This window comes from Azospirillum isscasi, assembly GCF_030849505.1.
Taxonomy (GTDB): Bacteria; Pseudomonadota; Alphaproteobacteria; order Azospirillales; family Azospirillaceae; genus Azospirillum; species Azospirillum isscasi.
This window is the reverse complement of sequence record NZ_JAUJFI010000001.1, coordinates 144,037-165,899: the sequence shown is the minus strand read 5'-3', so window position 1 is coordinate 165,899 and position 21,863 is coordinate 144,037. Positions and strand designations below refer to the sequence as shown.

Annotated in this window: 13 protein-coding genes; 4 read left to right on the top strand and 9 right to left on the bottom strand. The window is 71.7% G+C overall.

All coding sequences use genetic code 11. The features are described from left to right. A partial coding sequence (locus QSG27_RS00695) for an AbrB family transcriptional regulator (RefSeq protein WP_306703196.1) occupies nt 1-534 on the top strand: 534 nt, incomplete at its 5' end. 10 nt (nt 535-544) lie between these two features. On the opposite strand, the gene QSG27_RS00690 is transcribed toward QSG27_RS00695, so the two are convergent. Beyond that, on the bottom strand, nt 545-1,264 hold the full coding sequence (locus QSG27_RS00690) for an RNA polymerase sigma factor sigma-70 region 4 domain-containing protein (protein WP_306703195.1): 720 nt from the start codon (nt 1,262-1,264) through the stop codon (nt 545-547). A 219-nt stretch (nt 1,265-1,483) separates the two neighbouring features. Between QSG27_RS00690 and QSG27_RS00685 the strand changes: the two genes are divergently transcribed. The 3 genes from QSG27_RS00685 to QSG27_RS00675 all read left to right on the top strand — a co-directional run bounded on the left by QSG27_RS00685 (nt 1,484) and on the right by QSG27_RS00675 (nt 4,330). After that, complete coding sequence (locus tag QSG27_RS00685) at nt 1,484-2,257, top strand: M48 family metallopeptidase (RefSeq protein WP_306703194.1); 774 nt, start codon at nt 1,484-1,486, stop codon at nt 2,255-2,257. Between the two features lie 164 nt (nt 2,258-2,421). Then, nucleotides 2,422-3,456: an AAA family ATPase gene (locus QSG27_RS00680; protein ID WP_306703193.1), complete on the top strand. Its 1,035-nt coding sequence runs from the start codon at nt 2,422-2,424 to the stop codon at nt 3,454-3,456. Beyond that, a complete protein-coding gene (locus QSG27_RS00675; protein WP_306703192.1) occupies nt 3,446-4,330 on the top strand; it encodes a ParB/RepB/Spo0J family partition protein in 885 nt (294 codons plus the stop codon). The genes QSG27_RS00680 and QSG27_RS00675 overlap by 11 nt, the downstream gene beginning before the upstream one ends. 62 nt (nt 4,331-4,392) lie before the next feature. Here the strand turns inward: QSG27_RS00675 and fes are convergent, their stop codons facing one another. The 8 genes from fes to QSG27_RS00635 all read right to left on the bottom strand — a co-directional run bounded on the left by fes (nt 4,393) and on the right by QSG27_RS00635 (nt 21,745). Next, nucleotides 4,393-5,961, bottom strand: coding sequence for an enterochelin esterase (fes, locus tag QSG27_RS00670; protein WP_306703191.1), 1,569 nt, complete (start codon nt 5,959-5,961; stop codon nt 4,393-4,395). Between the two features lie 226 nt (nt 5,962-6,187). Next, nucleotides 6,188-13,429, bottom strand: coding sequence for a non-ribosomal peptide synthetase (locus QSG27_RS00665; RefSeq protein ID WP_306703190.1), 7,242 nt, complete (start codon nt 13,427-13,429; stop codon nt 6,188-6,190). 52 nt (nt 13,430-13,481) lie between these two features. Further along, nucleotides 13,482-13,664, bottom strand: a complete 183-nt coding sequence (locus QSG27_RS00660) for an MbtH family protein (protein ID WP_306703189.1) — start codon at nt 13,662-13,664, stop codon at nt 13,482-13,484. 25 nt (nt 13,665-13,689) lie between these two features. Next, nucleotides 13,690-14,445, bottom strand: a complete 756-nt coding sequence (gene dhbA / locus QSG27_RS00655) for a 2,3-dihydro-2,3-dihydroxybenzoate dehydrogenase (RefSeq protein WP_306703188.1) — start codon at nt 14,443-14,445, stop codon at nt 13,690-13,692. Beyond that, nucleotides 14,442-15,317: an isochorismatase family protein gene (locus QSG27_RS00650; protein ID WP_306703187.1), complete on the bottom strand. Its 876-nt coding sequence runs from the start codon at nt 15,315-15,317 to the stop codon at nt 14,442-14,444. Before QSG27_RS00650 ends, dhbA begins: the two co-directional genes overlap by 4 nt. After that, on the bottom strand, nt 15,314-16,945 hold the full coding sequence (locus QSG27_RS00645; protein WP_306703186.1) for a (2,3-dihydroxybenzoyl)adenylate synthase: 1,632 nt from the start codon (nt 16,943-16,945) through the stop codon (nt 15,314-15,316). Before QSG27_RS00645 ends, QSG27_RS00650 begins: the two co-directional genes overlap by 4 nt. Continuing rightward, nucleotides 16,942-18,186, bottom strand: a complete 1,245-nt coding sequence (locus QSG27_RS00640; protein ID WP_306703185.1) for an isochorismate synthase — start codon at nt 18,184-18,186, stop codon at nt 16,942-16,944. The genes QSG27_RS00645 and QSG27_RS00640 overlap by 4 nt, the downstream gene beginning before the upstream one ends. Nucleotides 18,187-18,589: 403 nt before the next feature. Next, the gene (locus tag QSG27_RS00635; protein WP_306703184.1) at nt 18,590-21,745 is read right to left on the bottom strand and encodes an efflux RND transporter permease subunit; all 3,156 of its coding nucleotides are present in this window, start codon (nt 21,743-21,745) and stop codon (nt 18,590-18,592) included. Nucleotides 21,746-21,863 lie beyond the last annotated feature (118 nt).

The following is a 21,863-nucleotide window of genomic DNA, read 5'->3' as shown; positions in this document are numbered from 1 at the left end:
GCGCCCGGCCTGCCGCCCCGCCCTGCCCCGTCCGACCCGGCGGGCGCCTTGCCCGAGATGGCCCTGCTGGTCGCCGGCAGCGCCCTGTCGGGCCTGCTGTTCCAGCGGCTGCGCGTGCCCGGCGGCGTTCTGCTGGGCGCCATGCTGGCGAGCGCGCTGCTGCATGGCTCCGGCCTCGTGGATCACCGGTTGCCGGGCTGGCTGCTGAACGCGGGCTTCGTGGTGACGGGGGGACTGATCGGGTCGCGTTTCGGCGGGGTCTCGCTGGCGTCCCTGCGGGCGGCGCTGCGCCCGTCGCTGGAAAGCGTGGCTTTGGCGCTCGCCCTCTCCTCGGCGTTCGCCTGGGTGGGCGCGTGGGGGCTGGGGCTTCCCTTCGGCCAGCTCTGGCTCGCCTACGCGCCGGGCGGGGTGGAGGCGATGACCATCGTGGCCTTCGTGCTCGGCCTCGACACCGCCTTCGTCGGCACCCACCACGTCGTGCGCTTCGCCGGGCTGGGCTTCCTGGCCCGCTGGTGGCAGCCCCGCCGCGGCTGAGCCCGGCGCCTTACAGCCCGTCGAAGAGAAGCTGCGCCGGAGGCCCGGCGGAGCGCTTTTTCTTCTTCTCCTTCGCCGCCTTCTTCTCCGGAGCCGGCTGTTCCTGGGCCTCCAGGCCCGGCGCCGGTTCGGTCGGTGCGACCGGCGCCGGCGCGGGTTCGGGCGGGGCGGCTTCGGCCTGGACGGCTTCGGTCTGGACGGCTTCGGTCTGGACGGGGGCGGGTTCCTCCGGAACCGGCTCCACCGCCACGGCCTCCACCGCCACGGCCTCCACCGCCACGGCCTCCACCGCCACGGCCTCCTCTGCTGCCGGCGCGTCCGTCACCGGCACCTCGTCCGCCGGCGTCACCGCTTTTTTCTTCTTCGGGCGGCTGGGGCGCGGGTCGATGCCCACCCCGTCCTTGGCGCGGGCCTTGGCCTTGTCGCGGGCGATGGCCTCCGGCGCGTTGGGGTCGCTGTCCAGCCATTTCCCGCGCTTGATGACCTCGTTCACGCGGCCCTGGTTGACGCCGAGCTGGAAGGCGATCTCCTGCTGGGTCATGTCGGTCGTGCGGTGAAGCTCCAGGATCTGCCCGGCCAGTTCCGGCGTCATCTTCTTGCCGACGACGCGGCGCGCCGGGCGGATCGACCGCTGGGCCTTGTCGCGCTCCCGCAGCTTCCCCAGGATCTCCAGGGCCTCCGTGTTGCCCGCCGTCTTCAAGGCTTCCTCGAACTCCTTGAGCGTCGTCACCCGTTCCTCCTGCCGCCATCCACCCGCAACGATGCCGTCGCACCGCCGACTATACATGGAATCGCGCGGGCGGTTGAGTAGCGTGTTCCCTGGTCACAGGGTTATTAGACGTCTAATGCGGCGGACGCCCCCGGGCCGCTCTGCCACCGAATTGCCCCGGCGAAGCCCATCCGCCATCGGATAGGATGCGCCGGACAGAACCACAGCGGAGGAAGAACGATGCCAACCACGACCGTCCGACCCCTGTGCCTTGCCGCGGCCTTGGCCGGGTCCCTGGCGCTGGCCGGATGCACCGGAAACGCGACGGGGCTCGGGCTGAACCTCGTCTCGCAGGAGCAGCTCGTCGAACTTGGCCAGCAGGACTGGCAGCGCCTGACCCAATCGACCCCGGCCACCGCCAACGCCGATTACCAGCGCCGCGCGCAACAGATCTCGGCCCGCCTTCTGCGCGTCGCCTCGCTCGACCCCGCGGGTTGGGAGGTGCGCGTGTTCCAGGGTCAGGAGGCCAACGCCTTCGCCCTGCCCGGCCAGAAGATCGGCGTCTACGAGGGGCTGTTCCAATACGCCAAGACGGACGCGCAGCTTGCCGCGGTCATCGGCCACGAGATTGCCCACAATCTGGAAGGCCACGCCGCCGAGCGGGTGAGCACCCAGATGGCCACCGACGCGGGCACGAGCATCCTGGGGGCCGTGGCCGGGGCGAGCGGGGTCGGCGGCAGCGAGATGATCGCCGCGGCGCTGGGCACCGGCGCACAGTACGGCCTGCTCCTGCCCTATTCCCGCAACCAGGAGCTTGAGGCCGACCGGGCCGGTCTGCTGATGATGGCGCGCGCCGGTTACGACCCGCAGGCGGCCATCGATCTGTGGCAGAACATGAAGCAGGCGGGGAACCAGCCGCCGACCTTCATGTCCACCCACCCCGGCACGGCGGACCGCATCGCCGCCCTGCAAAAGCTGCTGCCCGAAGCGAAGGCGGCCTACAAGCCGGGCTGAGCGGATCGGCGGGGGCGTGCCGCGTCCCCGCCGGGGCTTCTCCCGCGAGAAAATTTTCTCGCCGCAAGTTGACTCCCCTCCCCTTCCCCGGAGTCAACATTCCGGCTTGACCGGACTCCGCCGCCGCGCAAAAGTGGCGGCGGGGCAAGGCAGGGGATTGGACCATGCGCGGCGAGGACATCAAGGCGTTCCGGGAAGGCCGGACGCTGAACCAGCCGGACTTCGCGGCTTGGCTGAACGAAAAGCTGGGCCGGAAATACGACAAGGCGAAGATCTCGCGCTGGGAGAACGGCAGCGAGAAGGTGCCGGCCCCGGTCATCTCCTTGCTCCTTCAGGAAAAGATCGGCACGGTGACGCGGCATGGCCCGGCGCTGATCTGTGCCGCCGCCAACCGCAAGGGCGGGGTGGGCAAGACCGCCTTCACCGTCAACACGGCCACCCTGCTCGCCCGGCATTTCAAGGTCCTGCTGATCGACGCCGACCCGCAGGCCAACGCCACCATCCATCTCGGCATCAACTCCATCGAACGCGAGCGCGAGGAGAAAACCCTCTATTACGCGCTGAAGGCGTCGGTGGAGGCGCTGAAGTCGCGGGGCAAGGGCTTCGACCTCGGCGACTACATCGTCACCACCGACAGCGGGCTGGACGTGATCCCCAGCGGCATGCGGCTGGGCGACGCGGAGGCGGAACTGCAAAGCCAGTCGTCGGGCGATTGCGCGCTTCGCGAATGCCTGGATGGCGGGGCGCGGCAGAGCTACGACTTCATCTTCGTGGACACCCCGCCGCATTTCGGCATGCTGGCCCGCAACGCCCTGACCGCCGCCAACACCGTCGCCATCCCCTGCCAGACGGAGATGCTGAGCGTGGCCGGCGTCGAATTCCTGCTGGAGAACCTGGACATGATCCGCCGCCGGGCCAACCCGGGGGTCAGCGTGCTGGGCATCCTGCCGACCATGTACAACGCGCGGTTGACCCAGGATCAGGCGTCGCTGGACGACATCCGCAACCTGTTCGGGGCGAAGCTGCGGGTCTTCGGCCCGATCCCGCGGGCTACCGTCTACGCCCAGGCGGTCGCCGCCGGGCGCGCCGCGCTGGAGGCGGTGCCGGACGCGCCGGGCTACGAGGTCTATCAGGCCGTCGCCGATGCGCTGATCCAGGAACGTGCCCGTTTGCCGGAGGTGATGGCCCATGTCGCGTAAACTGGCCCGGACGAACACCGGCGTGCTGACCACCGCGGCGGCGGAGCGGCAGGCCCGCGAGGAAGGGCAGGGCTTCAACCGCCGCGGCCCGGTGGTCGTGGAGATCGATGTCGGGCGGATCGTCACCAACCCCGACCAGCCCCGCCGCCATTTCGACGAGGCGGACATGGAGGCGCTGAAATCCTCCATCGCGCAGCATGGCCTGGCCCAGCCGGTCGGCGTGCAGCAATTGGGCGACGGGCGGTTCCAGCTCGTCTTCGGGGAACGGCGCTTCCGCGCGGTGCGGGCGCTCGGCCACCCGACCATCTACGCGGTGACCGTCACCGGCGCCTCGGACGAGCTGGCGCTGATCGAGAACGTCGTCCGCGCCGACCTGTCCCCCTTCGAGGAGGGCGAGGCTTACGCGCGCCTGATGGAGCGCCACGGCTACCGGCAGGAGGATGTCGGGCGGATCGTCGGGAAGGACCGGGTGGACATCTCCCGCGCGCTTCTCATCAGCCGCCTGCCGCCGCGCATCCGCGACGAATACCCGCTGCACCGCCCGGCGCGCTACCGTCTGGTGGAGATCGCCCGGCTGAAGGGGGAGGCCGAGCAACTCCGCGCCTGGGACGCGCTGGTGGCGGAGATGGTGCGGCGGAACGCGGACGAGGAGGCCCCGGCATCCCCGGCGGTGCGGTCCCGCCCGAGCGCCGCCCCCACCGGCAGCGCCCTGCCGAAGCCGCTGGCGAAGGCGGTGTTCGGGGCGCGGCAGACCGTCGCCGCGGTCCGCGAACAGGGCTTGGCCCTGGCGGACATCGATCGGGAGACGCTCCGCGCGATCCGCGACGACATCGACGCGATCCTGAACGCCGGGCAGGGGAGGGCAGGGGGCTGAGAAACGCCGGCGCTCCGCGAGAAAATTTTCTCGCGGAGCGCCGGCTTGGCTTTTGTTTTTTTTCAACGGGTTGACGGAGTATTTTTCCCAAACAGCGCCAGCAGCCCGTCGCCCAGCGCCCCGCGCCAGACGAAATAGTCGTGCCCCCCGGCATAGTCGCGGTAGATCACGTCGTAGCCCTTGGCCTCCAGCACGTCCCGAAGATGGCGGGAGCTTTCGAGGATGCCGATCTCCCCGTCGATCGAGCTTTCGAACAGCCCGGCGCTGAGGAACAGCCGCACCGGCAGCCGCTCGCGCGACGCCACCAGCGTGGCGACATGCTCCGGACGCTCGGGCGGGGTGCCGGTGGGGTGCCACCAGAAGGAACCGGACATCGACAGCGCGTTGCCGAAGCGCTCCGGACGGGCGAGCGCCGCGGTCACCGCCGCCAGCCCGCCGTAACTGGACCCGGCCAGCACCGTCCGGTCGGGGCGGGGGCGGACGCCCGTGCGCTCCGCCAGCCAGGGCAGAAGCTCGTCGGCCAGCATCGCCGCGAAGGCGGGATTGCCGGGAAGCTCGTGCCCCCGCGCCTCGGCGCTGGGGTTGGCGATGAAGACGGCCAGCACCGGCGGCAGCCGCCCGTCCCCGGTCAGCCGGTCGAGGATCGCCGGCACCGGCGCGCGGCGGTCGCGGTAGTCCGGCCCGTCGAACAGCAGCAGCAGGACGGTGTCCTTCCCTGCCGGATCGACGCCGGGCGGCGCATAGACCGCCACCTCGCGCGTGTTGCCCAGAAGGGCGCTGGCGAAGCGTTCGGTGACCAGCTGTCCCGCCGGTTCCGCCACGCCGTCCTCAAGGCCCGGCTGGGGCGTGGCGCCGGGCAGCTCGATCAGGGAAAGCTGGTTGTAGGGGTCGGGCGCGTCCGCCGGCCAGGGGCGGTGGTTCAGCGGGTCGGCCTGGAGCTGCGCCAGGATGGCCATCCGGCATTCGCGGCAGGTTCCGGGGAACTCCGGCACGTCCGGCGCGATCTGGTAGGACAGCCGGGTGGAGGAGGGGACGGTGAAGCTCTTGAACCAGACATCGCTGCCGCCGAGCCGTTCGAGAGTCTCGTGGTTGGAGGTCGGCCCGCCCAGCAGGCGCACGTTGTGGCGCGCACCGCGGGCCAGGAAGGTCATCACCACCCGGTCCGGCCCCAGCGGCTCCACCAGCGGCGTGCCGCGCCGGGCCACCTCCCGCCAGAAGGCCCCGGTGCCGCCACCGCGCTTCAGCTCCCCCGCCAGGGCGGCGATGGCCGGGCTCAGGTGGCCTTGAAGAACCGGATGCTGGTCCTGCACGGGGATGCGGCGGGTGAGCGCCAGTTGGTAGGCGCCGGACCCGCGCAGCGTGACCCGCAGCGCCGCCATGCCGGGCCGGGCGACGAAGCGGAAGCTCTCCCGCCCCGCGGTGCCGTTCAGCAGCAGCCGGATGGGGCGACCGTCCTTGTCGATCAGCCGGAGTTCCGCCGCCTCCGTGCCGGAATCCAGCGTGCCTTCCACATAGTCGCCATCGTCCAGGGCCAGGGTGTGGACGGCATTGCGATCCGCGCCGGACACCGGAGCGTCGAGAGCCAGCGGGGAACCGTCCGTTCCACCTGCGCAGGCGTTCAGACCCATCATCACCGTTCCAGCCAGAAACAAACGTGTCAATCGAGGCAAGCACACATTCCATATCTATCGCATTTGACATCCCCTCTCCCGTCCCGGGAGAGGGAAGGGGCCCACGCGAAGCGTGGGAAGGGTGAGGGGTCGGCAGTGGACTGGCGCCTTGATCCTCGGTTCTACCCTCACCCGCCCGCTTTCGCGGGCACCCTCTCCCGGGGCGGGAGAGGGATATGAGGCCAGATCACCCACCCATCACCGCGCGGGTGGGTTCCGCGTCCTCCGCCGCCGCGATCACCCGGTCGAGCAGGGGGCCGACGATCCGCAGGGAGGCCGGGGCGATGATGTCCTCGTGCGAGCAATGGGACAGGCGGTGGACGGACAGCCGCCCGACGCGGCCCGCCCAGCTTCCCTCGGGGTCGATTTCCGGCGGGATCGACTTCTCCGCCACGAACAGCGTCAGCTCGCCGCCGTAGAACGGGGTGCGGGCCTTCGACAGAATCCGCACGGCGTCCTTGTAGTTGCCGAAGATGTGGCCGAACATCTCCACCTTCTCCCGCCGCAGATCCTCGTCCATCACGTCGGCCAGGGCGTCGCCGAGGAACTGTTCCTGCTCGCGCTCCGCCGCCTGATCGGCGTCGGTGCGGCCGAGCCCGCTCCAGTCGTGGGCCTCCGCCGGGTAGGTGTCGAGCAGGCCGAGGAAATCCACCCGCTCCCCCAGCCGCCGCAGCCGCACCGCCAGCCCGTAGGCCACCGTGCCGCCCAGCGAATAGCCCAGCAGATGGTAGGGACCCCGCGGCTGCACCTCGCGCAGGATGGCGAGCTGGCGGTCGCACAGCTCGTCGAGGTCGGCGCTGAGCGCCAGCGGGCCGTTGGGGCGGGGCGATTGCAGCCCGACGATGGGCCGGTTGCCGCCCAGATAGCGCGACAGCACACTGTACTGCCAGGACAGGCCGGAGCCCGGATAGAGGCAGACCAGCGGCGGCCCCGCCCCGTCGCGCAGACGGATGACCGGCGCGAAGCCCAGATTTTCAGGCTCCTCCGACGAACCGGTTTCGGACAGATGGGCGGCGAGCCGGGCGACCGTGGGGGCCACCATGATCTGGCTGACCGACACCGGCTGACCCAGGTCGCGGCGGATGCGCGCCGCCAGCCGCATCGCCAGCAGGGAATGGCCGCCGATGGCGAAGAAGTCGTCGTCGGCGCCGACGCGCTCCAGGTCCAGCAGTTCGGCGAAGAGCACCGCCAGCCGGCTTTCCAGCCCCGGCGCCGGGGCGCGGCCTGTCCGGCCCGCCGTGTTTCCCACCGAGGGCAGGGGCAGCGCCTTGCGGTCCAGCTTGCCGTTCGGCGAGAGCGGCAAGGCGGCCAGCGTCACATAGACGGCGGGCAGCATGTGCGGCGGCAGCGTGTCCAGCAGGGCGGTGCGGATGGCTCCCTCATCCAAGGCATGATCTGCCGCCGGGACGAGGTAGGCGACGAGCTGGCGCTGGTCCATACCGGGCTCGGATGCGCCGTCGCCCAGCACCGCGGCGGTCACCACCGCCTGGGCCACGCCGGGCAGGGCGGCCAGCGCGCTTTCGATCTCGCCCAGCTCGATGCGCTGGCCGCGAATCTTCACCTGATGGTCGGTGCGGCCCAGATACTCGACCGAACCGTCCGGCAGCCAGCGGGCGAGGTCGCCGGTGCGGTACATCCGCCGCCCATGGTCGAAGGGATCGGCGACGAAGCGCGAGGCGGTCAGGCCGGGCCGCCCGAGATAGCCGATGGCGAGCTGGTCGCCGCACAGATACAGCTCCCCCACCGCTCCCGGCGGGACCGGGCGCAGGGCGTGGTCGAGGATGCGGAGCTGCGTGTTCCACACCGGTTTGCCGATGGGAACGCCGCCGTCCCCCGCGATCCAGGCGCCGGAGGCCGGGCAATAGGTGACGTCCACCGCCGCTTCGGTCGGGCCGTAGAGGTTGTGAAGCTCCGCGGCGAAGCGGTCGGTGAAGGCGCGCGACAGGCTCCGCCCCAGCGCCTCGCCGCTGCAGAAGACACGGGTCAGGCTGGCGCAAACCGGGGCGTCGGGGCCGTGGGATTCGATCACGCTGGCGGTGAAGAGGGCCAGCATCGACGGCACGAAATGGAGGGTGGTGACGCGGTGGTCCTCGATCAGCCGGACCAGCGCCGCCGGGTCGCGGTGGGCCTCGGGCGGCGCCATGACCAGCCTTGCGCCGACCAGGAAGGACCAGAAGAACTCCCACACCGACACATCGAAGCCGCAGGGAGTCTTCTGCAGGATCGCGTCTTCCGGCCCCAGCGGGTATTCGTTCTGCATCCACAGGATGCGGTTGACGATGGCGCCGTGCGACACCGCCACGCCCTTGGGCCGCCCGGTGGTGCCGCTGGTGTAGATGACGTAGGCGGGATGGTCCGGCGTCAGTCCATCCGCGGGGGCAAGCGAGTCCTCCGTCTCCCCCGCGGCCTCATCGACGGACAGCACCGGCACCGCATCGCCGAACAGGGCGCGTGACGTGGCGTCGGTCATCAGCGCCCGCGGGCGGGCGTCGGACAGCATGAAGCCCAGCCGCTCCGCCGGATAGCCGAGGTCCAGCGGCAGATAGGCCGCCCCCGCCTCGATCACCGCCAGGATCGACAGGCTGAGCGCGGCGGAGCGCGGCAGTCCCACCGCCACCACGTCGCCGGGGCGCACCCCCATGGCGCGCAGCCGCCCGGCCAGACCGGCCACCCGCCGCCGCACCTCGCGGAAGGTCAGGCTCTCCCGCTCGTCCACCAGGGCGACGGCGTTCGGCGTGCGCGCCGCCTGGGCGGTCAGAAGACCGCGCAGCGTCGTCCAGGGTACCGCCCGCGCCGTGGCGTTCACCGCGGCGAGCCGGCGCCGCTCCCCCTCCGTCGGCATCGGCAGGGCGGCGACCGGCATGTCCGGGCAGCGGACCAGCGCGTCGAGCAGGCCGCGGACCCGCTCCGCCAGCGCCCGCGCGTCGGGGACCGCGCCGCGGTTCTCCACCAGCAGGGTCAGCTCGCGGCCCGGCAGGACCAGCAGGGCCAGCGGATAATGGCTGTAGCCGCGGTTGTGCACCCCGGCCACCCGCACGCCGCCGAGGTCGAGGGCCTCGTATCCGCCGTCCGGGTAGTTCTCCACGACCAGCAGCGTGTCGAACAGCGCGCCGCCGCCGGCCATCGCCTGAAGCTCCGACAGGCCCAGCCCGTCTTGCTCCATCAGCGCGATGTGACGGTCCTGAATGGCCGGAAGCTGCGCCCACAGCGGCCGCGCCGGGTCCAGCGCCACCCGCACCGGCAGGGTGTTCAGGAACAGGCCGACCTGCTCCTCCACGCCGGGAACGGCGCCGGAGCGTCCGGAGACCGGCGTGCCGAACAGCACGTCGTCGCGCCCGGCCAGATTGCCCAGCACCAGCGCCCACACCGCCTGCATCAGCGCGTTCAGGGTCAGCCCGTCGGCCCGCAGCCGGGCGAGCAGGGCGTCGGTCAGGTCCGCCGGCAGGGCCAGTTCCGCCTCGATCATCGGCGCGTCGCCGCCGGTCCGGGCGGGGTCGAACAGAACGGTGGGAACGGCGCCGGACAGGGCGGCGCTCCAGGCGGCCCGGCTGTCCGTGCCGTCGCGGGCCAGCAGGCCCTCCACCACCACCGGATAGCCGATGGCGGGCGGCGTCAGCGCCTCCGGGCCGCGGCCATAGGCGGTCAGCAGGTCGCGCAGCAGCAGCGGCGTGGACCAGCCGTCCACCACCAGATGATGCACGGCGATCAACAGCCGGTGGCGGTCCGGTGCGGTCCGCACCAGAACGGCCTTGACCAGCCCCAGAAAGCGGTCGGTCGGGTTGGCGCGTTCCGCCGCCGCGGCCTCGATGCGGGCCAGTTCCGCGGCACGGGCCTCCGGCGCCAGCCCCGACAGGTCGTGCCGCTCGACGGGCCACAGCCCTTCGCCGCCGTCCGGCAGGGCGGGGACGACCAGCAGGGGTTCGCCGCGCCCGTCATGGTCGAACAGCCCGGCAAGCTGCGGGTGGCGGCGCAGCACCGCGTCGAAGGCGCGGCACAGCCGCTCCGCGTCCAGCGACCCGTCGAGGTCGAGGGCGGTGAAGGCGTTGTAGGCGCTGGCCTTCCCGCCGAGCTGGCTCTGGAACAGCATGCCCTTCTGCAAGGGCAGCAGCGGCACCGCCGCGGCGACCGGCCCATGGCGGGCCTCCAGTGCCGCGAGATCGGCGGTGGGCCGCGCCGGGTCCGCGCGCTTCTCCGCAACGGGAGCCTTCAGGGCGAGCGCCATGCGCCGCGGGTCGCGTCCGGCGAAGACGTCGCGGGGGCGCAGCTCGAAGCCGTGGGCGCGCAGCTCGCTGCCCAGCGCGATGGCGCTGATGCTGTCGCCGCCGAGAGCGAAGAAGTCGGCGTCGGCGCCCACCGCGGGCAGCCTCAGCACCTTCGCCATGGCCCGGCAGAGCAGAACCTCCGCCGGGGTGGCGGGGGCCTCGCCGCCGGTTTCCGCCGCCGGGGCGGGCAGGCGCGCCCGGTCCACCTTGCCGTTGACGGTCAGCGGGAAGGCGTCCAGCACCACCAGCGCCGCGGGCACCATGTAATCGGGCAGCCGTTCGCGCAGCCCGTGCAGCAGGGCGCGGGACGGCCCGGCGGCGGGATCGGACAGGGTGCAATAGGCGATCAGCCGGTGGCTGCCGTTCACCGCCTCCGCCACCACCAGCGCGCCGGACACGCCGGGCAGGCGGTGCAGGGCGGCCTCCACCTCCGGGATCTCGATGCGGTAGCCGCGGACCTTGATCTGGTGGTCGGCGCGCCCGATGAAGTCGATCTGCCCGTCACCGGTCCAGCGCACCAGATCGCCGGTGCGGTAGAGCCGCCCGCCCGAGCCGAAGGGGCCTGTGCTGAAGGGGCCTGTGCTGAAGGGGCCTGTGCTGAAGGGGCCTGTGCTGAAGGGGCCTGTGCTGAAGGGATTGGCGACGAAGCGCTGGGCGGTCAGCCCCGGGCGGCCCACATATCCCGCGGCCAGACCGGCCCCGCCGATGTAAAGCTCACCCACGGCGCCCACCGGCATCGGGCGCAGCCGCGCGTCCAGCACATGCACCCGCACATTGCCGACCGGGCGCCCGACCACCGGCCGTTCCGCCACCGTCACGGGGGCGCGCAGCGTGTCCACGGTGTTCTCGGTCGGGCCGTAGAGGTTCACCGCCATCAGGTCCGGATGAGCGCGCAGGTCCGTCCACAGGGCGGGCGAGGCCGCCTCGCCGCCGATCAGGATCAGGGTGGGGTGGTGGTGGCCCGGCTCCATCAGGCCGCAGGCCAGCATCTGCGCGCAGAAGGAGGGCGGCAGGTCCATGGCGTCGATGCGCCGGCTTCGCACCTCCTGCACCAGGGCGTGGGCGTCGCGCCGCATCTCCTCGTCGAAGACGTGAAGCTCCTGCCCCAGCAGCATCCAGAAGATTTGCAGCCAGGAGGAATCGAAGGCGAAGGAGTGGGTGTGCGCGGCCCGCAGGGCGCGGGCGCCGTGGCGCCGCCGCACGGCCTCCAGCGCCGGGCCGTAGACCGTCGCCGTGTGGGACAGCAGCAGGTTCAGAAGCGCGCCGTGGGTGTTCATCACCCCCTTCGGGCGCCCGGTGGAGCCGGAGGTGAAGATGATGGTGGCGACATGGGCGGGCGTCAGCGTCGCCGTCCGCTCCGCCGTCGCGATGGGCGCGCCGGGCAGGGCGGCGCAGGCGGCCAGCAGGCCGGCGTCGTCCAGGCACAGCGCCTCCAGCCCGGCGGGCAGCCGCCCGGCCACCGCTGTCCAGGTCAGGGCGCAGCGCGGCCCGGCGTCCTCGCACATCATGGCCAGCCGCTCGGTGGGGTAGTCGAGGTCCAGCGGCAGATGGGTGGCGCCGCTCGCCAGCACGGCCAGCATGGCAACCACCGCGTCGGCGGAGCGCGGAACCGCCACCGCCACCACGTCGCCGGGGCCGACGCCGCGCGCGATCAGCCGCCGCGCCAGCCGGGAAACCGTGCCTGACAGCGCCGCGAAGGTGATGCGCGTCTCGCCGAAGACCAGCGCCGCCGCCTCCGGGGTCTCGGCGGCCTGATGGTCCAGCACCTCCACCAGGGTGGCCGGGCGCTCCGGAGCGGCGAAGACGGGGCCGGCGGACCAGGCGGCGATGGCCGTTTCCTCGTCCCAGGCCATCACCGGCAGGGTGTCCAGAGGAACGCCGGCCACCGCGGCGTCGAGCAGCCGGATCAGGCGCCGCGCGTGGCGGACCAACTCAGCCACCGTGTAGCGGCTGCGGTCGGCGCGCAGCTCCAGCGCGATGCCGCCGCCGCGGGTCATCAGGCCGAACTCGAAGTCATCGACCGGGCCGGTCGCCAGATGGTGGGTGACCGCCTCCACCCCCGCGAAATCCAGGTCGTAGTCGAACATCCGGTAATTGACCACCGGACCGTAGAGCGCCTTGCCCGACCCGACCTGCCCCAGGTCGCGGGGGATGCGCTCGGCGTCGTAGCGCTGGTGCCGGCGCGCCTCCTTCAGCGCGGCCCGCACCCGCTTGGCGGCCTCGGCCAGCGTGTCGGCCCCGGTCAGGTCGATGCGCACCGGCAGCACGTTGACCACCGGCGCCACCGAATGGACGGCGGCGGAGCCCATGCGCCGCATGAAGGGAACGCCGACCACCGGGCGGGGATCGCCGGACAGCCGGTGCAGATAGACCGCGATTCCGGCCATCGCCAGATCGGCGGCGGACACGCCGCAACCCTCCGCCAGACGGGCGAGCGCGCGGGCCAGCGGATCGGGCAGGGCGGCGGCGTGGACCACCACTTCCGACGTGGCCTGCTGCTCGGTCGGCTTGGCGCCCTGGACGGAGAGGGTCAGCGGCGCCGGGACGTCGCGGCACAGCCCGCTCCAGAAGGCGCGGTCGCCGGCCATGGCGTCGGACGCGAGATAGGCCGCTTCCTCCTCCGCCACCGCGGCGACGGAGACGAAGGGGCAGGGGGGCGGCGTGCGCCCCTGGACCGCGGCGCCATACAGATCCGCGATGCGGCGGGTCAGCGCGTTGAAGCTGTAACCGTCCAGCATGATGTGGTGGTGGCGCTGGTACCAGATCCAGCGCGGCGCCCCGTCCGCCCCGGTGACCTCGAACAGGATCTGGCGGCACAGCGGGCGCCCTCCGTCGGCAGGCAGGTCGCCGGCCAGATCCTCCGCCATGACGGCGCGTGCGGCGGCTTCCGGGTCGGGGGCGGCGGTCAGGTCCATGCGCTCCGGCTCCGCCGCCGCATCGCCGCCGCCCAGGATCTGAACGACGCCGCCATCCTCCCCTTCGGCGAAGCGCGCGGTCACCGTGTCGGCCTCCGCCAGCCCGTCGCGGATGGCCCGCGACAGGCGCGCGGCGTCGATGGGGCCGTTCAGCTCGACGGCGTGGGCGATGACGTAGGCGTTCTTCCGGGCCGCGACCTGATCCGCCAGCCATATGCCCAGTTGCGTGCCCAGCAGGGGGATGATGCGCATGGCCCTGTCCTCGATGTCGACTGTTGAATTCCCTCTTCCTCTGGGGAGAGGGCTAAGACGCGGTTTCGATGTGGTCGAGGCAGGCGGCACGCGCGGCGGGGCCGAAGACGCCGCTCCACCCCTCAGGCACGGCGGCGAAACATGGCCACAGGCTGAACTGGCCGGCGGCGTTCGCCAGCACCAGGAAGTCGTGGCGCTCGTCGTCGAAGGGGTTCACGTAATGGTCGTTGGTCATCGGATGATCCCTGAAAAGGAAATACCTACCGCCCCAGCGTCGCCCCGCCGTCCACCAGAAGATCGGCCAGGGTGATGTGGCCGGCGGCGGGGGAGGCGAGGAAGACGACGGTCTCCGCGACGTCCTGCGGGGTGGCGATCTTGCCGAGCGGAATGCCCAGCTTGTGTTGGTCGGGATTGCCCCGGATGGTCTTCGCCGCGCCGTCCGGCCCGCTCCACAGCGCGCGCTGCATCGCCGTGTCGGTGGAACCGGGGGAGACGACGTTGCAGCGCACGCCGTAGGGCGCCAGCTCCAGCCCCACCGTCATGGTCAGGCTGGTCAGCGCCGCCTTCGTCGCGCCATAGACGGCCATGCCGGTCCGCGGCACATGGGCGGCGTTGGACGACACGCTGACGATGGCGCCGCCGTTCCCGCCGCTCTTGAAGGCCGGAATCACCGCCCGCATCATGTGGAAGGGACCGGCGGCGTTGACGGCGAAGGTGTCGCGCCAGTCGTCGTCGGTCATCGCCTCCACCGGCCCCACCCGCAGGATGCCGGCGACGTTCGCTAGCACGTCGATCCGCGTGCCCTCGGCGAACAGCGCCCGGCAGGTCCCGGCCACCGCGCCGGCGTCGGCGATGTCCAACGTCACGGCGCGGTAGGGCCGCTCGCCGCCGTCGTGCCAGCGGTGGTCGAAGGCGACGACCGTGGCGCCGCGGGCGTGGAAGAGATCCGCCACCGCCCGCCCGATGCCCTGCCCGGCGCCGGTCACCCAGACGGTCCGGCCCGCGAAGTCCATCATGCCGCGACGCGCCCGGCGGCGGCCAGCCGGGGCTGGATCAGCGCCCACCAGCCGTCGATGCTCGGCTGCGCGGCCAGCTCGGCGAAGCCGACCTCCACCCCGGCGGCTTTCCAGCGGTCCACCACCTGCATGACCGCGATGGAATCCAGCCCGAAATCCAGCAGGTTGTCGTCGTCGCCCGGCACCTCGTCCAGCGAAGCCAGAAGGATGCGCCGCAGCCCCTCCTTGCTCAGGGCGTCGGCGGGGGCGGCCAGAACGCTGTCGGAATGCAGCGTCCGCCCGGCGTTGCGCGCGACGTAGCGCAGCGCCATCATGTGGTCCTCGCGCGTGAAATCGGCGATGGCGTCGGCGACCAGGAAGGGTTTGATGCCGCGCATGAAGGCTTCCACCGCCGTCTGCATGACGCCGATGTGCGCGTAGATCCCGCAGATCAGGAGCTGGTCGCGCCCCGACTCCGCCAGGATCTCGGCCAGCGGGGCGCGGAAGAAGGCGCTGTAGCGCCATTTGGTCAGCACCCGGTCGCCGGCCTCCGGGGCCAGCGGGGCGACGATGCTTGCCCGCTCCGGCTTGGCCGTCAGCCCCGGCCCCCACAGGTCGTTCAGCAGGCCGCGGTCGGCGTCGGACTGGACCGGCGGCTGGGCCGTGTAGACGACCGGCACGCCCAGCGCCTTCAGATGGCGCTTCAGCCGGACGATCGTGTCCATGCAATTGACGATGGCCGGGTTCGCGTCGCCGTAGAAGGCCACGAAATAGTCCTGCATGTCGTGGATCAGCAGAACCGCGCGGGCGGGGTCGAAGCTCCAGGACACCTTGTCCTGCGGCAGCTCCGCGGCGGTGGGCAGGGCGTAGGGGGTAATGGATCGGATGGTCATGTTGCGGTTGTTTCCATGAAGGCGAATTCGGTCTTCACCCGCTCGCGCAGGGTCTGCTTGTCGATCTTGCCGACGGCGGTCTTGGGCAGGTCGGGGACGAAGACGAAGCGGTCCGGCAGTTTGAAATCGGCCAGCCCCTGGCCGCGCAGGAAGCGGCGCAGCTCCGAAGGCTTGGTGGCGGGCGGGGCGAGCACGAAGGCGCAGGACCGTTCCCCCATCACCGCGTCGGGCATGGCGACGACGGCGGCGTGGCTCACCGCGGGGTGGGCGGCCAGCAGGTCTTCGACCTCCTGCGCGTCGATCTTCTCGCCGCCGCGGTTGATCTGATCCTTGTTGCGCCCGCAGACGACGAGGTTGCCGCCCGGCGCCAGGCTGACCAGATCGCCGCTGCAATAGAAGCCCTCGGCGTCGAAGACGCGGGCGTTGTGGGCGTCGGCCTTGTAATAGCCGCGGAAGGTGTAGGGGCCGCGGGTCCACAACTCCCCCACCGCGCCGGGCGGGACCGGATGCCCGGAGGCGTCGAGGATGCGGATCTCGTCGCCGGGGCTCATCGGGCGGCCCTGGGTGTTGACCACCGTCCAGGGATCGTCGTCGAGCCGCGTGTAGTTCACCAGCCCTTCCGCCATGCCGAACACCTGCTGGAGACGGCAGCCCAGCCGTTCCGGCACCCGTTCGGCCACGGCGGGGCTGAGCTTGGCGCCACCGACCTGCACGACCTCCAGGCTCGACAGGTCCTCGCCGCCGCCCACCGCCTCCAGCCAGACCGACAGCATGGGCGGGACCAGCGCCGCCCAGGTGACGCGGTGGCGCGCGATCAGCGGGAAGCAGGTGGCGGGGCCGGGGTCGCCGGCCATCACCACCGCGCCGCCGGCATGGAACACGCCGAGCGCGCCGGGCGAGCTGAGCGTGAAGTTGTGCGGCGCCGGCAGGGCGCAGAGGAAGCGGCAGGACCCGTCCAGCCCGCAAATCTCGGCGCTGCGGCGGACGCTGTAGAGGTAATCGTCGTGGGTGCGCGGGATCAGCTTCGGCGTGCCGGTGCTGCCGCCGGACAGTTGGAAGAAGGCCACGCCGGACGGGTCGGCGGCATGGCCCGGTTCGCCGTCGTCCTCCGCCAGCGGGTCGCCGTCGGCCCAGGCGAAGCCACCGACCGCATCCTCCGCCGGGGGGCCGAGCAACAGCAGCCGCTCCGGTCCGACCGTTTGCGCCATCCGGGCGGCCAGCGGGTCCGCAGCGCCGCCCGCCGCCAGCACGGCCAGTTTCGGTTCGATCTGGCGCGCGTAGGCCGTCAGCTCATAAAGGCCGTGGCTGTTCAGCGCGTTGACCGGCACCACCCCGCAGCGCAGCAGGGCGAAGAAGACCAGATGGAACTCCGCGCGGTTGGGCAGCCGGACCAGCGCGGTGTCGCCGGGCCGCAGGCCGCGGGCGCGGAAGGCCGCCGCCAGCCGGGCCGACAGGCGTTGCACGTCGGCGTAACGGAACCGGCGCTCCCCGCAGAGGATCGCGGTGGCCTCCGCCGCGGCGCCCCGGTGGCGGTCGATCACGTCGGTCAGCGGGTCGCCGGTCCAATAGCCCTTGGCGCGGTAGCGCTCGGCGACATCGGCGGGCCAGGGGGTGAAGGCAACGCTCACGACGCCATCCCCACCGGCACATCAGCGTTGGACGGGGCGTTCGATGCGGCGTTGGACGGCTGGGCGGCCCCGACGCCGAACAGGTTCAGCATGGTGGTCAGCTTGGCCGCCGTTTCCTCCCACTCCGCCGCCGGGGTGGAGTCCGCGACGACGCCGGCCCCGGCGTAGAGGCGCAGCCGGCGGCCCTGGACCAGCCCGCAGCGGATCGACAGCGCCCATTCGCCGTTGCCGCGGCTGTCCATCCAGCCGACCATGCCGCTGTACCAGTTGCGGGCGTAGCCCTCCAGCCGCGCGATGGCGTCGCGGGCGAGGCCGGTCGGCGTGCCGCAGACCGCCGGTGTCGGATGCAGCGCGTGGGCGAGCCGCAGCGACGACACCGTCGGATCGGCCAACTCCCCGGTCAGTTCGGTGGACAGGTGCAGCATGGTCGGGGTGTGGATCACGCTGGGGGCGTCCGGAACCGACAGGCGGCTGCAATGGCCGGCGAGGGCGGCGCGCACGGCATCGACGACGTAGCGGTGCTCCGTCCGGTCCTTGGCCGAGGCGAGCAGGGCGGCGGTGCGCAGGCGCTCCGCCTCCGCGGAGGTGCTGCGCGGGGCGGAGCCGGCCAGCGGGTTGCTGACCACGGTCCGCCCGGTCTTGCGGATCAGCAGCTCCGGGCTCGCCCCCACCAGCGTCTGCCCATAGGCGACCGGGGCCGAGAAGACGTAGGCGCCGGGATTCTGCCGCAGCAAGGCCCGCAGCAGGCGCCCCGACGCGAAGGCTTCGCGCGCCTCCACGTCGAGCGGACGCGACAGCACGACCTTCTTCAGCGGCGTGTCGCGGAACAGCCCGATCGCCCGGGCCACCGCCGCTTCGAAGGCGCTGCGCCCCACCGTCTCCTCGATGGCGTTCAGCGCGGCGGCGTTCAGCGAGGCGGCGTCCGGATCGGCGGCCATGAGGCCGGCGTCCTCGTGATCGTAATGCTGGGGAATCGACAGGCGCGCGTGCTGCCGCCCGTCGAAGGGGACGGCGCCCACCAGGATGGGATTCTCGACGCCCTGGGCCTTGCGGCGGCGGAAGGCGCGGTCCAGCGCCTCCTCCCACCGTCCGTCGGCGAAGCTGCGGTCGTCGAGCGCCACGTCCAGCCGTTCATCCACGCCGTAGGCTTTCAGGACGCGGCCGCGCGAGGCGAAGGCGAAATCCGGGTCGGAACGGCCGCCGGGCAGCCGCTCTCCGGCGGGCAGGGGTAGAACGTCCATGGAAACCGGGCCTCCACTGTCCATCCGCCACCGCGGACGATGTTGACATGTTGGGAAAAGGCGCGCCGTCATCGGTCCGTGTGGGCGCGGGAACCATCGCCGGCCTTCTGCCGTAGCCCTTGAATGCGCCTGCATTTACTTGCGAATGATTCTCATTCGCAATATAGGAGTATGTCCGAACCCGCGCAAGTTCTTTTTGCAACCGGCGCGGGACTTTCTCTTTTTCGGCTTTAAAGCGAACGTCCGTTCGCTTCAGACTCGTATCGCCTCATTCGCCGGCTCTCAGCGGATGCCAATGGCATCCGCCTGCCGCCAGCGGGAACTGTGTTCCCGCGAAAGGCGGGCTTCGGTCGCATGGGCGGCCGGGACCGCCGTCGCGGTCCGAAGCGGATCGCAATCCGCTTCAAGCTCCCGCTTCCCCCGCCTGCCGGCCCCGCGCCAGCGCGCCCAACCGGTCTGACAGGCGGAAAACCAGCGACAGCACCACGGGCAGGACGGTGACCGTCACCAGGCTGGAGATCAGCAGGCCGCACAGCACGACCAGCCCCAACCCGCGGTACAGCTCGGTCCCGGCGCTGGGCACCGCGACCATCGGGATCAGGCCGGCGACGGTCGTCACCGTGGTGATCAGGATGGGGCGCAGGCGGCTTTGCAAGGCGTCGGCGATGGCGTCGGTCCCGGACATGCCGCGCGTCCGGCGGTTCGCCGCGGCCTGCTCCACGATCAGGATGGGGTTGTTCACCACCGTCCCGACCAGCACCAGGAAGCCCATCATGGTCAGCACGTCGAAGGGCTGCGGCGGGCCGAAGCCCCACGGCAGGCCGGCGGCCATGTTGTAGAGCCACAGGCCGACCAGCCCGCCGCCGATCCCCGTGGGCACCACCGCCATGATGATCAGCGGATAGCCCCAGTGCGAGAAGACGGCGACCAGCACCAGATAGGTGATGGCGAGCGCTAGCAGGAACTCGCCGGTCAGGGCGGAGCGCAGCTCGTCCAGCGCCCCGCCGGCCCCGGTGATGCGGGTGCTCGTCCCATCGGGAATCACGCCCTCGGCGCGCAGCTTTTCCACCAGATCGGTCCGCACCGCTGCGATTCCGGTTTCCAGCGCCATCGACCGCGGCGGGATGATGGTCAGGGTGACCGTCCGGAACCCGTCGATCCGCGCAATGCTGGAAGACCCCACGGTTTCCCTCAGCTCGGCAAGGCTGGACAGCGGCACCGGCGCGCCGCGGCCCGTGTGGAGCACCAGATCCGCGAAGCTCTGGCGGTCGCGGCCCAAGCCCCCGGCCACCCGCAGATAGATGTCCAGCTTCTCGTCGTTCAGCAGATACTCGTCGGCGAAGGCCCCGTCCGAATAGGCGCGCAGCGTGTAGCCCAGCTCGGCCAGCCCGATGCCCATCTCGCCCGCGCGCTCCCAATCGGGATGCAGTTCCAGGAAGGGCTGCGACATGGCCAGCGTGGGCGGGGAGGGGTCGCTGTTCACCTGCCCGTCCGGGAACAGGTCGCCCGCGCGGTCGAGCACCGCCAGCGCCGTGGCGTAGAGCGAGGTCAGGTCGCCGCCGCTCAGCTCCAGCCGGATGGCGCGGGCGCCGCCGCTGTTGCCGGAGAAGATCGACCCGCGCGCGGCGAAGCCCCGCATGCCGGGGATGGCCCGCATCCGTTTGGTGACGTTGGCGATCATCGCGTCGGTGTCGGCGGGGTTCAGCGGCTCCGTCACGAAGCGGATGAAGCCGGGCCGGATGAAGCTCAGGTTGACGCGCAGCGGCGGAATGCCGGTCTGCGCATCGGTGTCCGCGGCGCCCACCTGACGGCTCAGCAGCGGGTCGATCTGCCGCCAGACCTCCAGCATCGCGTCCATGGTGTAGCCGGGCGGGGCGGCCATGAAGCTGAAGACGGTCGCCTCCTCGCCCTCCGGCAGATATTCGGCGGGCGGCACCATGTGCAACAGCACGGCCACCATGGCCGCGGCGGAGGCGGCGAGGATCGCCAGCTCCCGCCGGGCGCTGCGCAGCATCCAGCGCACCGCCGCACCCAGCGCGCCCTCCGTCTCCGGCCCGTGCGCAGCGCTGGCGGGCATCACCGACCAGCGCCCGGCGACGACGGGGACCAGGACCAGGGCGGCGAACATCGACATGACGACGGCGCCGGTGATGGCGATGGCGATGTCGGAATAGAGCTGCCCCGCCTCCGCGGTGATGAACAGCACCGGCAGGAAGACCAGGACGGTGGTGAGGGTGGAGGACAGGATCGCCGGCCACACCTCGGCGATGCCGTCCTCGGTCGCGGCGGCGCGCGGTTTGCCCATGCGCAGATGGCGGGCGATGCTGTCCAGCGCGACCACGCTGTTGTCCAGCGTCATGCCGATGGCGAAGGCGACGCCGGACAGCGAGATCACGTTGATGCTGCGCCCGCTGGCTGCCAGCACCAGCAGGGTCGCCAGCGTGCAGACCGGCATGCTGGCCGCCGCCGCCGCGGTGGCCGGGATGGAGCGCAGGAACAGCAGCAGCACCACCGCGGCCAGGACGCTGCCGGCGATCAGGTTGTTCAGCACGTTGTCGATGGACCGCTCCATGTAGCGCACGTCCTCCGACAGCAGCCGCATGGACAGCCCGCGCTCCTTCAGGGCGTGGCGGTTCAGCTCCTCCACCGCTTCGGTCACCGCGTCCTTGACGGCGATGACGTTGGCGCCGGCCCGCTTGCCGATGGTGACGAGCAGGGTGGGGCGCCCGTCGGCGAAGGCGACGCTGCGCGCCTCCTGGGTCGCCATGGTCACCGAACCGACGTCGCGCAGGCGGATCGCCGTGCCGTTCTCCCGCGCGACGATCAGGTCCGCCAGATCCTCCAGGTCGGCGAAGCGCCCGATGGTGCGCAGGAAATAGCGGCGCTTGCCGAAATCGCGGTCGCCGCCGGAAACGTCGCGGTTGCGCGCCCGGACGGCGTCGCGCACCGTCCCCACATTCAGGTTGCGGGCGGACAGCTTCAGCGGGTCGAGCAGGATGTGGATCTCCTGCCCGGCGCCGCCGATCACCTCGGCCTTCGCCACGCCGGCCACCCGCTCCAGCCGGGGGCGCAGGACGCTCTCGATCCAGTTGGTCTCGCGCTGGATGGACGCCGCGTCGGTGGCTCCGTCCCGCCGCTCCACGCCGTAGAACAGGAAGGGCTCCGCCGTCGCGGATTCGGCGACGATGCGCGGGCGGTCCACCGTCTCCGGATAGTCGGCGACCTGCGACAGTGCGTTGTCGATGTGGATCAGCGCCTCGTCGATGGAAGCGCCGGAGGGGAACTCCAGCTCCACCTGACCGCCGCCGAACTCGGCGCTCGAGGACAGGCGGACGAGGCCGGGGATGGCGCGCAGGTGTTTTTCCTGCTCGATCAGGATTTCCTGCTCGACGTCCTGCGGCGTGGCGCCGGGCCAGTTGGTCTCCACCATGATCCGGCGCGGGCTGATGTCGGGGATCATCTGCACGGGAATGCGGAAGACCGACACCGCGCCCAGCAGGCACAGGATCAGGACCGTCACCAGGGCGGCCAGCGGGTTGCGCAGGATCAGGCGGGTCATGGCGACTCCGGTGAAAGGTTCGAGCCCTTAAAGCGGATTGCGATCCGCTTTGGACCGCGACGGCGGTCCCGGCCGCCCATGCGGCCGAAGCCCGCCTTTCGCGGGAACACAGTTCCCG